The 13378-nt window shown below is 64.9% G+C and carries 12 protein-coding genes; 4 read left to right on the forward strand and 8 right to left on the reverse strand.

The genetic code is table 11. The features are described 5' to 3' along the window. The 4 genes from EOA24_RS11430 to EOA24_RS11450 form a co-directional block, all read left to right on the forward strand. On the forward strand, positions 1 to 750 hold a 750-nt coding region (locus EOA24_RS11430; RefSeq protein WP_133374496.1), incomplete at its 5' end, for an ABC transporter ATP-binding protein. A 283-nt stretch (positions 751 to 1033) separates the two neighbouring features. Continuing rightward, on the forward strand, positions 1034 to 1939 hold the full coding sequence (locus EOA24_RS11440; protein WP_189342111.1) for an ABC transporter permease: 906 nt from the start codon (positions 1034 to 1036) through the stop codon (positions 1937 to 1939). After that, positions 1929 to 2744, forward strand: coding sequence for an ABC transporter permease (locus EOA24_RS11445; RefSeq protein WP_126079707.1), 816 nt, complete (start codon positions 1929 to 1931; stop codon positions 2742 to 2744). Before EOA24_RS11440 ends, EOA24_RS11445 begins: the two co-directional genes overlap by 11 nt. Before the next feature lie 96 nt (positions 2745 to 2840). Continuing rightward, positions 2841 to 4268, forward strand: coding sequence for a gamma-aminobutyraldehyde dehydrogenase (locus EOA24_RS11450; RefSeq protein WP_126079706.1), 1428 nt, complete (start codon positions 2841 to 2843; stop codon positions 4266 to 4268). Positions 4269 to 4465: 197 nt separating this feature from the next. On the opposite strand, the gene EOA24_RS11460 is transcribed toward EOA24_RS11450, so the two are convergent. From EOA24_RS11460 to EOA24_RS11495, 8 genes are all read right to left on the reverse strand, one after another. Beyond that, on the reverse strand, positions 4466 to 5875 hold the full coding sequence (locus EOA24_RS11460) for an FAD-binding oxidoreductase (protein WP_126079705.1): 1410 nt from the start codon (positions 5873 to 5875) through the stop codon (positions 4466 to 4468). Positions 5876 to 6211: 336 nt separating this feature from the next. Then, positions 6212 to 6526, reverse strand: a complete 315-nt coding sequence (locus tag EOA24_RS11465; protein ID WP_040993821.1) for a hypothetical protein — start codon at positions 6524 to 6526, stop codon at positions 6212 to 6214. A gap of 55 nt (positions 6527 to 6581) precedes the next feature. Then, positions 6582 to 6944, reverse strand: a complete 363-nt coding sequence (locus EOA24_RS11470) for a nuclear transport factor 2 family protein (RefSeq protein ID WP_126079704.1) — start codon at positions 6942 to 6944, stop codon at positions 6582 to 6584. 102 nt (positions 6945 to 7046) lie between these two features. Further along, entirely contained in the window at positions 7047 to 8600 is a 1554-nt protein-coding gene (locus tag EOA24_RS11475; protein WP_126079703.1) for an alpha/beta fold hydrolase, read from the reverse strand. Between the two features lie 114 nt (positions 8601 to 8714). Continuing rightward, a complete protein-coding gene (locus tag EOA24_RS11480; protein ID WP_126079702.1) occupies positions 8715 to 9026 on the reverse strand; it encodes a formate dehydrogenase subunit delta in 312 nt (103 codons plus the stop codon). Beyond that, positions 9016 to 9846, reverse strand: a complete 831-nt coding sequence (gene fdhD / locus EOA24_RS11485; RefSeq protein ID WP_126079701.1) for a formate dehydrogenase accessory sulfurtransferase FdhD — start codon at positions 9844 to 9846, stop codon at positions 9016 to 9018. Before fdhD ends, EOA24_RS11480 begins: the two co-directional genes overlap by 11 nt. Positions 9847 to 9849: 3 nt before the next feature. Beyond that, positions 9850 to 12762 (reverse strand): formate dehydrogenase subunit alpha, encoded by a 2913-nt coding sequence (gene fdhF / locus EOA24_RS11490; protein WP_126079700.1) that lies wholly within the window; start codon positions 12760 to 12762, stop codon positions 9850 to 9852. Between the two features lie 10 nt (positions 12763 to 12772). Beyond that, positions 12773 to 13378: NADH-ubiquinone oxidoreductase-F iron-sulfur binding region domain-containing protein (locus tag EOA24_RS11495; protein WP_281059881.1), on the reverse strand; the 606-nt coding region annotated here is incomplete at its 5' end.

Below are 13378 nucleotides of genomic sequence, written 5' to 3' on the forward strand. Positions count from 1 at the left end.
GACTATGCGCTGTTCCCGCATCTCAACGTGCTCGACAACGTCGCCTACGGCCTGATGGTCAAGGGCGTCGGCAAGGCCGAGCGGCTGAAGGCTGCGGAGGAAGCGCTGTCGCTGGTGCGCCTGCCGGGCTATGGCGCGCGCCGCCCAGGCCAGCTTTCCGGCGGCCAGCGCCAGCGCGTCGCGCTCGCCCGGGCGCTGGTCAACCAGCCCAAGGTGCTGTTGCTCGACGAGCCGCTCGGCGCGCTCGACCTCAAGCTGCGCGAGAACATGCAGGAGGAATTGAAGTCGCTGCAGAAGGCGCTCGGCATCACCTTCGTCTTCGTCACCCACGACCAGGGCGAAGCGCTGTCCATGGCCGACCGCGTCGCCGTCTTCAACGACGGCAGGATCATGCAGGTCGGCACGCCGGAAGATATCTATCAGCGGCCGAACACGCGCTTCGTCGCCGATTTCGTCGGCTCGTCCAACGTGCTGCCGCCGGATTTCGTTCAGCGCTATTCCGGCCAGCATCGCTGGGGCAGCCTGCGCCCGGAATCCATCCGCGTTTCAAGCGCGACCAGTGGCGACGGCGTCGCCGCGCGCCTGGTCGGCACCAACTATCTCGGCGCCACGACAAGGCTGGCGCTCGATGCCGAGGGGTTGAGGCTGCACGCGGTGGTGCCGGCGGGAACGGCGCTGCCGGCCGAAGGCGAGGCGGTGACGCTCACCTTCAACCGCGATAGCCTGCATCTGATGGATGAGCCGGCGTGATGAAGGCTTGTGCGAGGCCCCCCTCTCTGTCCTGCCGGACATCTCCCCCTCAGGGGGGGAGATTGGCTGTCCCTTCGGGTTTCGCCAATCTCCAACGTGTCAGAATTGGCGAGGCCGAGAAACTGCTGATCTCCCCCCTTGAGGGGGAGATGTCCGGCAGGACAGAGAGGGGGGCGAAGGATCGCGGCCTCTCCCACGATCGCCCTCAACACGCGGTGGCGCCATGACCATCGCCGCTGTTCAGTCCAACCCCACTCCCGCCATCCTGCCAGGCAGCGGCGGCATGCGCGGCGCGCTTTCCGACCTCTTCTGGCGCCGCCCGAAATTCCTGCTCACCCTGATGCTCGCCCCGCCGCTTTTGTGGCTCGGCATCGTCTATATCGGCTCGCTCTTCGCCCTGCTGGCACAGAGCTTCTTCTCGATCGACGAGTTCTCCGGCCTCATCAACCGCGAGTTCACGCTAAAGACTTATGGCGATCTGCTGCAGGCCGCCAATCTCGACATCATCCTGCGTACGGTGACGATGGCGGCACTCGTCACGCTTGCCTCGGCGGTCATCGCCTTCCCCATCGCCTATTACGCGGCGCGCTATGCGCGCGGCCGCTGGAAGGCGCTGTTCTATCTCGGCGTCATGCTGCCGTTGTGGTCCAGCTACCTGGTCAAGATCTACGCCTGGAAGCTGATCCTCGCCAAGGAAGGCATCCTCACCTGGCTGCTCGCCAAGCTGAACCTGCTCTGGCTGCTCGACGCCTGGCTGTCGCTGCCGATCGTCGGCGGCAACTCGCTGTCGGTCTCCTTCACCGGCACCTTCATCGTCTTCGTCTATGTCTGGCTGCCCTTCATGATCCTCCCTGTGCAGGCCGCGCTCGAGCGCGTGCCCGGCAACCTGGTCGAGGCCTCGTCCGATCTCGGCGCCTCGCCCGGCCAGACCTTCCGCAACGTGCTGTTCCCGCTGGCGCTGCCCGGCATCGTCGCCGGCTCGATCTTCACCTTCTCGCTGACCTTGGGCGACTACATCATCCCGCAGATTATCGGCACGTCACGCCTCTTCATCGGCCAGGCCGTCTATTCGCAGCAGGGCACCGCCGGCAACATCCCGTTGGCCGCCGCCTTCACCGTGGTGCCCATCGTCATCATGGGCTTCTATCTCTGGGGCGCCAAGCGCATGGGGGCTTTCGATGCGCTCTGACCGTGGCCAACGTGCTCCGCTCGGCCTGAAGATCGCCGCCGCCTGCGGCCTGCTGTTCCTGCACCTGCCGATCCTGCTGATCTTCGTCTACGCCTTCACGACGGAAGAGAAGAGTTTCGTCTGGCCGCCGCCGGGGCTCACCACGCAATGGTTCGCCGTTACCTGGAACCGGCCGGACGTATGGGATGCGCTAACGCTGTCGGTCCGCGTCGCCGCCATCTCGACGGCGATCGCGCTGGTGCTCGGCACGCTCTGCGCCGCCGCCGTCTCGCAGACCCACTTCTTCGGCCGCGAGGCCATCTCGCTCTTGGTCATCCTGCCGATCGCGCTGCCCGGCATCATCACCGGCATCGCGCTGCGCTCGGCCTTTTCGCTGGCCGACATTCCCTTTTCGTTCTGGACGATCGTGCTCGGCCACGCCACCTTCTGCGTGGTCGTCGTCTACAACAACGCCGTCGCCCGCTTCCGCCGCACCTCGGGATCGATGATCGAAGCCTCGATGGATCTCGGCGCCGACGGTTTCCAGACCTTCCGGCATGTCGTGCTGCCGAACATCGCAACCGCCCTGCTCGCCGGCGGCATGCTTGCCTTCGCGCTCTCCTTCGACGAGGTCATCGTCACCACCTTCACCGCCGGCCAGCAGCAGACGGTGCCGATCTGGATGCTGGAGGAGCTGATCCGTCCGCGCCAGCGCCCGGTCACCAATGTCGTTGCTATGGTCGTCGTGCTGGTGACGCTGCTGCCGATCCTCGTTGCCTATTACCTGACCCGCGACGGCGACCAGATCGCGGGGAGTGGGAAATGAAAACAGCGAGTAGCGAATAGCGAGTAGCGAATAGGGTTCGGCTGTCGATCTCCCTATTCGCTACTCCCTATTCGCTCCTAATCAGGGAGAAACCCAATGGACACCCAGATGCTCATCGGCTCGAAATTCGAGAAGGGCACCGAAACCGAGGAGCCGATCCTCAATCCAAAGACCGGGGCAACCATCCTCAACCTGCCTGAAGCAAGCCCGGCGCAGATCGAAGCGGCCGTGACAGCCGCCGAGCGAGCGTTCGTCAGTTGGTCGCGTACCACGCCGGCGCAGCGCTCCGGCTATCTGCTTAAGATCGCCGATCGGATCGAGGCGGAAGCCAAGGAGTTCGCGGCGCTCGAGGCGCTGAATTGCGGCAAGCCGATCAATGCCGTGCTCAACGACGAGATCCCGGCGATCGTCGACTGCTACCGCTTCTTCGCCGGCGCGGTGCGCTCGATGCCCGGTCAGGTGGCCGGCGAATATATTGCTGGCCACACCTCGATGGTGCGGCGCGACCCTATCGGCATCGTCGCTTCGATCGCGCCCTGGAATTATCCGCTGATGATGATGGCGTGGAAGCTGGCGCCGGCGGTCGGCGGCGGCAACACGGTCGTCTTCAAACCTTCGGAGCAGACGCCGCTGACATCGCTGAAGCTGGCGAAGATCCTCGCCGAGATCCTGCCCGAAGGCGTCGTCAACGTCGTGCTCGGCCGTGGCGACAGCGTCGGCAACACGCTGATCAACCATCCGAAGGTCAACATGATCTCGATCACCGGCGACGTCGCCACCGGCAAGAAGGTGCTGCAGGCGGCCGCCAAATCGGTCAAGCGCACGCATCTGGAGCTTGGCGGCAAGGCGCCGGTTATCGTCTTCGACGACGCCGATCTTGGCGCCGTGGTCAATGGCCTGCGCGCCTTCGGCTATTACAATGCCGGTCAGGACTGCACCGCCGCCTGCCGCATCTATGCCGGCAAGAAGATCTACGACAAGCTGGTCGCCGATCTCTCTTCCGCTGTCTCGACCATCAAATACAACCAGCCTGACGACACTGAGAACGAGATCGGCCCGCTGATCTCGCGCCGCCAGCGCGACCGCGTGTCGAGCTTCGTCGAGCGCGCCTCGGAGCTGAAGCACATCGAGATCACCACCGGCGGCAAGCCGGGGGAGGGCTCCGGCTTCTACTACCAGCCGACGGTGGTCGCCGGCGCGCTGCAGGAAGACGAGATCGTGCGCCGCGAGGTGTTCGGCCCGGTCGTCTCGATCACCCGCTTCTCGGATGTCGACGAGGCGGTGAATTGGGCGAATGACAGCGACTACGGCCTTGCCTCGTCGGTGTGGACCAAGGACGTCGCGCGCGCCATGGCGACCGCCGCTCGTCTGCAATATGGCTGCACCTGGATCAACACGCACTTCATGCTGACCAACGAGATGCCGCATGGCGGCCTGAAACAGTCAGGCTACGGCAAGGACATGTCGCTCTACGCGCTGGAGGATTACACGGCTGTCCGCCACGTCATGGTGGCGCACGGCTAGTCCCTTGCGAGAGAGGCCGGATTGCCAATTGCCCGTAGCAAATCCGATGGCAATCCGGCCTCTATCCCCTACATGGGCGGAGGCGGCGTAAGAACTAATGCATGTCGCCCAGAAGTGTGCGCGGTTCTGGGACAACGACATGCATCAAAACAAAGACTTAAACCGCGTCGCCTGAGCCCGGCTCAGCGCGACGCGGTTTAAGCGGCCGTCCTCCCTTGCATCTCCGATGCTGCGGGCTTGATGTTCTGGTTGACTCTAAAGATGTTGAACGGGTCGTAGATGCGCTTCACCTGGCTAAGCCGCTCGTAGTTCGCGCCATAGCTCGCCTGCACGCGCGCTTCTCCTTCGTCCTCCATCATGAAATTCACGTAGCCGCCTTCGCCGTTATGGGGATGGATGCTCGCCCAGTAGGTCTTGGCCCATTTGGTGAGGTCGGCGGCCTTGGCCGGATCCGGATCGATGGCGGCGATGACCATCGACCAGGTCGCGTCGCGCGCATTCCATGCCGTCTCGTTCTTGCCGACGCGGCGAACGGCGCCGTCGATGGGGTAAAGATGCATGAGCGACAATTCGCTCGGCGCTGCGGCGGCCTGCGCGATATGGGTCGCGATGGCTTCGTCGGGAAGCGACTTGACGAAATCGCCCTTCCAGTACCATTGCAGGCCTTTCGGAAGCAGCGGGTCGAACATCGCCTGCAAGGCCGGGAACGGCATCACACCCATCCAGTTGAAGATAGGCGGCGGCAGATTGTCGAGCAGCGGCGCCATGGCCTTGCGCCCCTCCTCCTCGGTGCCGTTGTAGCAGGAGATGATGGCGCAGGCGCGCTTGCCCCAATATTCGCGCGGGAATGGGTCGGTCGACGGAATGGTCTTCAAGCCGACAAAGGTGCCGAGATCCTCCGGCGCCTCCGGCAGATAGTCGCGATAGGTCTGCATGACGGCCATGGCATCCTTGGCCTCCCAGAACACCGGGCCGCCGAAGATCATGTTCACGGGATGGGCCTGGAACAGGAAACTGGTCACGACGCCGAAATTGCCGCCACCGCCGCGGAGCGCCCAGAACAGGTCGGGGTTCTCGGCTTTGCTGGCGGTCACCACGCTGCCGTCGGCCAGCACCAGATCGGCTTCGACCAGATTGTCGATGGTGAGACCGTATCTGCGCGTGAGATAGCCTGTACCGCCGCCGAGGGTCAGGCCGGCAACGCCGGTGGTCGAGACGATGCCCGCCGGAACAGCGAGCCCGAAGGGATGGGTGGCATGGTCCACGTCGCCCGAATTGCAGCCGGGCCCGACCCTGACGGTGCGCGTTTTCGGATCGACATGGACACCCTTCATCATCGACAGGTCGATGACGAGACCGTTGTCGCAGATCCCCAATCCGGCGCCGTTGTGGCCTCCGCCGCGCACGGCGGCCAAAAGGTCGTTGTCGCGGGCGTATTTCACGGCGGTAATCACGTCGGCGACGTCGGCGCAGCGCGCAATCAGCAGCGGGCGTTTATCGATCATGCCGTTATAGACCTTGCGGGCCTCGTCATAGCCGGCATCGTCGCGCAGGATCACCTCCCCGCGCAGGCTTTCACGCAGTCTTGCATGGGCTTCGTCGGTCATTGGTTTGCTCCCTTGCTTGCGCCAGCGCCATGGCGCGCCGACGCGACGCATGTGTTGCTTCGTTTGCTCGCCTCATCGGGCGAATGCGTTGGATGTTGCAGGAAGAGCACATTGCACCAATCCGGCCCCTGCCGCTTCGCCCGAAAGGACCAGCGGGGCATGGCTCGGGAGAGCCATGACACGACAGCCAAAGCGGCTGCAGTGGATGGCCGAGCGGAGGGTGCCCGGTTACCGATTTGGGTCGATCCGGTGACGTCGAGTGGCCGCCTGCCTCGCAGCCACTCTTCCCGTCATGTTCGCCGCTGCCTCTTCGGCCTTCGGCTATTTCGCAATCAACTATTCCACGATCCGGAAGATTTGCCACTGGCTGGTGCCCGACACCACATAGGGCTCCAGTTCCTTGCCCCATTTGGCGTGCGCGTCGATCTTCGCGATCTTGGCAAAGAACGCTTCCAGCTGGGCCAGGCTTTCGACTTCGTGGTGGGATTCGATCGTCGCTTCGCGGGCGCCGATCGAACCCGTCATGAGCCGGAAATTCAGGTCGGCCAAACCGACCTGCGAGCCGATCTCGCGCTCCCATTTCCGCATCAGCTCAAGTGCGGTCTGCTTGTGGCCGAACTTCGCGTCGATCTGCCATCTGGCGCTGAACATCTCGATTCTCCCTCACCATTGCGGCCGAGGCCGCTGTTGATTTGTCCGCGGTTGATTATTCGTCCCAGGCCTGCACGACGGTCTGCCGCGCGATCAGGCCGTTCCTCAGCTCCAGCATCGCCGCGCAAACCACCTTGGTGCCGTCCGGATAGGCGCAGGCTTGCATGAAGGCGAGGTTGTCGCCCTCTGCGATGGTGGCGTCGACCTTGTGGGTCATCGCCCGGCTGCAGATATCGTCCCAGAAGATGCTGATCGCCGCGCGGCCGCGGATTTCGCGCGGCTTGCTCGGCGGGTTGTTGCGGTCGACGACGCGCACCAGCGCATCGTCGGTGTAGAAGCTCGACAGCAACTTACCGTCACGGCCCTCGATCGCCTTCTTGATCGCCGCGCCGTCCACCGTCTTTGTCTTGGTCAACATCTTGTCTCTCCATGGCCCCGCAGTGCCTTCCTGGCTGCCTGCATTGGGATAATTGATACCTCCTACGCGTCCCGACCGCTTCGCCCGAAAGCGCCATGGCTCTCATGGCCCGTCCGGGCCAGCATGCCTGGCCGAGAATGCCGCCGCCGCCGCCCGCGACGGCAGGTCGAGCTTGAGCAATATGTTGGCGACATGGCGCTTGACCGTGTGCTCGCTGAGGTCGAGCTCGGCTGCGATCGCGGCATTGCTCTTGCCGTCGGCGATCAGGCTCACCACCTCGCTCTCGCGAGCCGTCAGCGTTGCCGGTTCGGCCGGCTTGGGCTTGGGACGGCAGGCCGGCTCCAGATGCTGTTCGGCCGTCACCTGCACCAGCGCCAGCGGCTCGTCCAATTCGTCGAGGCTGATGCGGCCGGCATCGGTGAAATGCAGCCCGGAACCCGCGGCCAGGTCGGCGACCAGCCTTGAGCAGAGGATGTGCCCGCGCTCGGCATGGGCGGCAAGCTGCATGGCCACACGCGCTGTCAGCCCCGTCGGCGGTCCGCGTATTTCGATCTCGCCGACATGCACCCCTTGCGCGCTTGCCACGCCGATTTCCTGGGCCGCCTCGCGCAGCAGCGCCGCGCAGCGCACGGCACGCGCTGGGCCATCGAAGCGCGAGATCATCAGCTCGCCATGCGTGCCGGCGACGCGCCCGCCATGGCGGCCGACCAGCATGTGCCAGTTCTCCTGGAAGCGCAGGCTGCGTTCGCTCCACAAGCGGTCGCCGAGCCGCGCGGTGTCGTAGATGCGTGTCACCAGAAGTGCTGCGAGCACGCGTTCCACAACGGCCACCGTCGGCTCCCCGGTCAGGAATTCCTCGATCAGGTCGGCCACGCGGTCGACGTCGCCGGTCCAGATCGGGTGGTCGCGCCCCGAAATCTCGACCAGGCGGGCGCCTGGGATCTTTCTGGCCAGGAAGCGGCTGGCGTCGGGATCGACTCGGGCGTCGTTGCGGCGATGGATCAGGTAAGTAGGCACGCTGATCGTCCCGAGCATGTCGCGCACGTCTATGCCGGCATTCATGCGGGCAAGCGCCGTAGCGGCCGTCGGGCTGGCCGACAGCCGCTCGAACCGGCCCCACCACTGAGTGAAGTGGGTATCGTCGACCCGGCCCGGCGCGAAATTGGGCAAGGTCGCGCCGGTGCCCCAGGATGTTTCCGCCGTCTCGATGAATGCTTCCAGCCGTTCCGGCGGCATCACCCATTTGTGGAAATGCGCATAGCCGCCGTAGAGCACCAGCGCCCGCGTCCGCTCCGGATAGGTGGCGGCGAACAGCATCGCCATCGGCGCGCCTTCCGAGGCGCCGAGGATAGCGGCACGGCCGCTGCCTGTGGCGTCCATCACCGCTCGGACATCGTCCATGCGCGTCTCGAGGCTGGGCAGGTGGCGGGTGTCGACGCGGTCGGATAGCCCGGTGCCGCGCTTGTCGAACAGGATCAGCCGCGAGAAGGCGGAGAGCCGTTTCAAGAGGCGGCTGTAGCCCTCGTCTTCCCAATGCAGGTCGAGATTGGAGATGAAGCCCGGTACGAAGACGAGATCGAAAGAGCCCTGGCCGATCACCTGATAGGCGATCCGCACATCCCCGCTACGGGCGTATCTGGTCTCGATCGGCCTCACGCGAACTACCCCGCCCGGCCAGACGACTTTCTGCCGCCAACCATAGCAGAGCCGTGCCGATAGCGGCACCTTAAACTTTAGCGGAAAGGAATATAACGCCGTCCGGTCGCTACATCATTCCTGCGAAGCGGCGATATCGGCCGGAAAGGCTGTGACCCCAAGCTTCCTGTCGGCCTCCGCAGGGGAGATCGGCCGCTTGATCTTGTCCGAGGCCGCGATCACCAACGCGTCGAAATCCTCAGCGTCGCCGTCGAGCAGCTCGAAGAGCTGCCGCCGCATCCGGGGTTCCCAGAATTTGTTGATGTGCTCCGCCAGCCCGGCAATGCCTTCCTCGCGCGGCTTCGAGTGGAAGAAGGTGGCGATCTGGTTGGCCATGCGCACCAGCTTTTCCCTGGTGCTGGCGATGTGGTCTTCGTCATGCGACATGCTTGGCAACTCCGGAAGCCACCCGTTCGGGGTGGGTGAAAATATCGAAATCGTCGCCGCGCACCAGCGCCACCAGCGTCATGCCGGCGGCATCCGCCGTGCGGATGGCAAGCGCCGTCGGCGCCGAAACCGCCATGATGATCGAAGCGCCGATGGCAGCCGTCTTCTGCACCATCTCGACCGAGACGCGCGAGGTCACCACGACCGCGCCGCTTGCGCCATCGATGCCTGCCTTGGCCAGCGCGCCGGCGAGCTTGTCCAGCGCATTGTGCCGCCCGACATCCTCGCGCGCCATCACGACGCCCTTGCCGGGCACGTAGAAGCCGGCCGCATGCACCGCGCCGGTCTCGGCATGCAGCGGCTGAACCTTCGACAGCAACTGGACGGCGCTGGTGATGTCTTCTGCTTGAAGCGTAAGTTTTGACGCACCAACTGCCTCGACCGAGCGCATCGCCTCCTCGATGGACTCAATGCCACACAAGCCGCAGCCGACCGGTCCGGCCAGCCGGCGCCGCCGCGCCTGGAAGCGCGTGTTGGCCTGGTCCTTCAGCCTGATCTGGATGTCGATGCCGGCGCCGAGATCCTCGACCTCGATCGCCTCGATCTCTTTCTGATCGGCGATGATGCCCTCGGTCAGCGAGAAGCCGAGCGCGAAATCCTCGAAATCGGCTGGGCTTGCCATCATCACCGCATGCGTGGTGCCGGCAAAGGAGAACGCCACCGGCGTCTCTTCCGGCACCATGCGGTTCGCGGCCGCGGTGCCGCCGGCGCGATGCGCGAGCCGCGTAATTTGCGTCGTCGCTTTGCGGCGCGCGCCCAAGGACTACTCCGCTGCCGCCAGCGGGGCGATACGCCGGCTCTGCTTGGCCTGCTCGTTATAGTCCTTCTGCCAGTCGGTCGGGCCGTTGGACGGCGCCACCTGCACGGCGGTGACCTTGTATTCCGGACAGTTGGTCGCCCAGTCCGAGAAGTCGGTGGTGATCACGTTGGCCTGCGTGTCCGTATGGTGGAAGGTCGTGTAGACGACACCGGGCGAGACGCGGTCGGTGATCAGAGCGCGAAGCGTGGTTTCGCCGGAGCGGCTCGCCAGCCGCACCCAGTCGCCTTCGCGCACGCCGCGAACCTCGGCGTCATGCGGATGGATCTCCAGCCGGTCCTCGGCATGCCAAGCAACGTTCTCCGTGCGCCTGGTCTGCGCGCCGACATTGTACTGCGACAGGATGCGGCCGGTGGTGAGCAGCAGCGGATAGCGCGGGCCTGTCCGCTCGTCCGTCGCCACATATTCGGTGCGGATGAACTTGCCCTTGCCGCGCACGAAGCCGTCGACATGCATGATCGGCGTGCCGAGCGGCGCCTTCTCGTTGCAGGGCCACTGCACCGAGCCGACACGGTCAAGCAGCTCGAACGAGACGCCGGCGAAGCTCGGCGTCGTCTTGGCGATCTCGTCCATGATCTCAGACGGATGGGTATAGTTCCAGTCGAGCCCGATGGCGCGGGCAAGCTCCTGCGTCGCCTCCCAGTCGGCGTAGCGCGCCTTCGGCTCGATGACCTTGCGCACCATGTTGATGCGGCGCTCGGCATTGGTGAAGGTGCCGTCCTTCTCGAGGAAGGTCGAACCCGGCAGGAAGACATGCGCGTAGTTGGCCGTCTCGTTGAGGAAGAGGTCGTGCACCACGACGCATTCCATAGCGGCGAGACCGCCGGCGACATGCTTGGTGTCGGGATCGGACTGCAGGATGTCCTCGCCCTGGATGTAGATGCCCTTGAACGAGCCGTCGACGGCGGCGTCCAGCATGTTGGGGATACGCAGGCCGGGCTCGTCGTCCAGCTTCACACCCCACAGGCTCTCATAGATGTCGCGCACCGCTTCGCCCGAGATGTGGCGGTAGCCCGGCAGCTCATGCGGGAAGGAACCCATGTCGCAGGAGCCCTGCACATTGTTCTGGCCGCGCAGCGGATTCACGCCGACGCCCGGACGGCCGATATTGCCGGTTGCCATGGCGAGGTTGGCGATCGCCATCACCGTGGTCGAGCCCTGGCTGTGTTCGGTGACGCCGAGGCCGTAATAGATCGCGCCATTGCCCCCCTTGGCGTAAAGGCGCGCGGCACCCCGGATGGCTTCAGGGTCGACGCCGGACAGCTTGCCGACCGTCTCCGGGCTGTTCTCCGGCAGGGCGACGAAGGACGCCCAGTCCTGAAACTCGGCCCAGTCGCAGCGCTCGCGCACGAAGGCTTCGTTGTAGAGGCCCTCGGTGACTATGACATGCGCCAGCGCCGTCAGCACCGCCACATTGGTGCCGGGCTTCAGCGGCAGGTGATAGTCGGCCTCGATATGCGCCGATTTCACCATCTCGGTGCGGCGCGGATCGAGCACGATCAGCTTGGCGCCCTGGCGAAGCCGCTTCTTCAGCCGCGAGGCGAACACCGGATGGGCGGACGCCGGATTGGCGCCGATGATGACGGCGACGTCGGTGAACTCGACCGAATCGAAATCCTGCGTACCGGCCGAGGTGCCATAGGTCTGGCCGAGCCCGTAGCCGGTCGGCGAATGGCAGACGCGCGCGCAGGTGTCGACATTGTTGTTGCGGAAGCCCTGCCGCACCAGCTTCTGGACGAGATAGGTCTCCTCGTTGGTGCAGCGCGAGGAGGTGATGCCGCCGATCGCGGTGCGTCCATACTGATACTGGATGCGGCGGAATTCCTTCGCCGTGTGGGCGATCGCCTCTTCCCAGCTCACTTCGCGCCACGGATCGGTGATCTTCTCGCGGATCATCGGCGACAGGATGCGGTCCTTGTGCGTGGCGTAGCCATAGGCAAACCGGCCTTTCACGCAGGAATGGCCGTGGTTCGCCTTGCCGTCCTTGTAGGGCATCATGCGGATGACCTCGTCATCCTTCACTTCGGCCTTGAACGAGCAGCCGACGCCGCAATAGGCACAGGTGGTGACAGCCGAGCGCTCCGGCATGCCTTTTTCCAGCACCGTCTTCTCGCGCAGCGCATCGGTCGGGCAGGCCTGCACGCAGGCGCCGCAGGAGACGCATTCCGAAGCGATGAAATCCTCATGCATGCCGGCGACCATGCGCGATTCGAAGCCGCGGCCCTCGATGGTCAGCGCGAAGGTGCCCTGCACCTCTTCGCAGGCGCGCACGCAGCGCGAGCAGACGATGCACTGCGCCGGGTCATAGGTGAAATAGGGGTTGGATTCGTCACGCGCGATATAGTCCACCGCCAGCGAGCCATGGCCGGGCGCCACGCCGCCTTCTTCCTTGACGTGGTTGCGGCCTTCGACGCCGTAACGGTTCTCGGCGAGGCCGACCGACTTCGCCACCGCGTCGAACTCGCTGGCGCCGGTTCCGGCCTTCTCGTTCCAGCCCATCGGATGGTCGGAGACATAGAGTTCCATGACGCCGCGGCGGATGGCGTCGAGCCGGTCCGACTGCGTGCGCACCACCATGCCTTCGCCGACCGGCGTCGTGCAGGAGGCGGGCGTGCCGCCGCGGCCCTCGATCTCGACCAGGCAGACGCGGCAGGAGCCGAAGGAATCCAGCATGTCGGTGGCGCAAAGCTTCGGGATCTCGACCCCGCCTTCCATCGCCGCGCGCATGATCGAGGTGCCTTCCGGCACGGTGATGCTTTGCCCGTCGACGGTCAGGGTGACCTGCTTCGTCGCTTTCGACTCCGGCGTTCCGTAGTCGATCTCCTGGATGAGTGTCGGGAAGTCGGCCTTGATGTTCATCTGCCAGCTCCTATTCAGCCGCCACGCGCGCCGGCGCGGGCTTGAAATCCTCAGGGAAATGCGTGATAGAGCTCATCACCGGATAGGGCGTGAAGCCGCCCAGCGCGCAGAGCGATCCGAACTTCATCGTGTTGCAGAGGTCGGTGACCAGAGCGAGGTTCTTCTCCGCTTCGATGCCAGCCGCGACCTTGTCCAGAACCTCCACGCCGCGCGTCGAGCCGATGCGGCAGGGCGTGCACTTCCCGCAGCTTTCCACGGCGCAGAACTCCATGGCGAAGCGCGCCTGCTTCAGCATGTCGGCGGTGTCGTCGAAAACGGTGATGCCGGCATGGCCGATCAGGCCGTCGCGCTTGGCGAATTCCTCATAGTCGAACGGCGTGTCGAACAAAGTGCGCGGGAAATAGGCGCCGAGCGGTCCGCCGACCTGCACCGCCTTCACGGGACGCCCGGAAGCCGTGCCGCCGCCGATCTCGTCGACGATTTCGCCGAGCGTCAGGCCGAAGGCCGTCTCGAACAGGCCACCATGCTTGACGTTGCCGGCGATCTGGATCGGGATCGTGCCGCGCGAGCGGCCCATGCCGAAATCCTTGTAGAAGGCGGCGCCCTTGTCCATGAT

Source organism: Mesorhizobium sp. M2A.F.Ca.ET.039.01.1.1 (assembly GCF_003998035.1).
Classification (GTDB): domain Bacteria; phylum Pseudomonadota; class Alphaproteobacteria; order Rhizobiales; family Rhizobiaceae; genus Mesorhizobium.

What these genes read in the sequence shown, in the direction of transcription:
- EOA24_RS11450 (WP_126079706.1), top strand. Translation starts at nt 2,841, where the DNA reads ATGGACACCCAGATGCTCATCGGCTCGAAATTCGAGAAGGGCACCGAA.
- EOA24_RS11480 (WP_126079702.1), bottom strand. Translation starts at nt 9,026, where the DNA reads ATGTCGCATGACGAAGACCACATCGCCAGCACCAGGGAAAAGCTGGTG.
- fdhF (WP_126079700.1), bottom strand. Translation starts at nt 12,762, where the DNA reads ATGAACATCAAGGCCGACTTCCCGACACTCATCCAGGAGATCGACTAC.
- EOA24_RS11440 (WP_189342111.1), top strand. Translation starts at nt 1,034, where the DNA reads ATGCGCGGCGCGCTTTCCGACCTCTTCTGGCGCCGCCCGAAATTCCTG.
- EOA24_RS11445 (WP_126079707.1), top strand. Translation starts at nt 1,929, where the DNA reads ATGCGCTCTGACCGTGGCCAACGTGCTCCGCTCGGCCTGAAGATCGCC.
- EOA24_RS11470 (WP_126079704.1), bottom strand. Translation starts at nt 6,944, where the DNA reads ATGTTGACCAAGACAAAGACGGTGGACGGCGCGGCGATCAAGAAGGCG.
- EOA24_RS11465 (WP_040993821.1), bottom strand. Translation starts at nt 6,526, where the DNA reads ATGTTCAGCGCCAGATGGCAGATCGACGCGAAGTTCGGCCACAAGCAG.
- EOA24_RS11460 (WP_126079705.1), bottom strand. Translation starts at nt 5,875, where the DNA reads ATGACCGACGAAGCCCATGCAAGACTGCGTGAAAGCCTGCGCGGGGAG.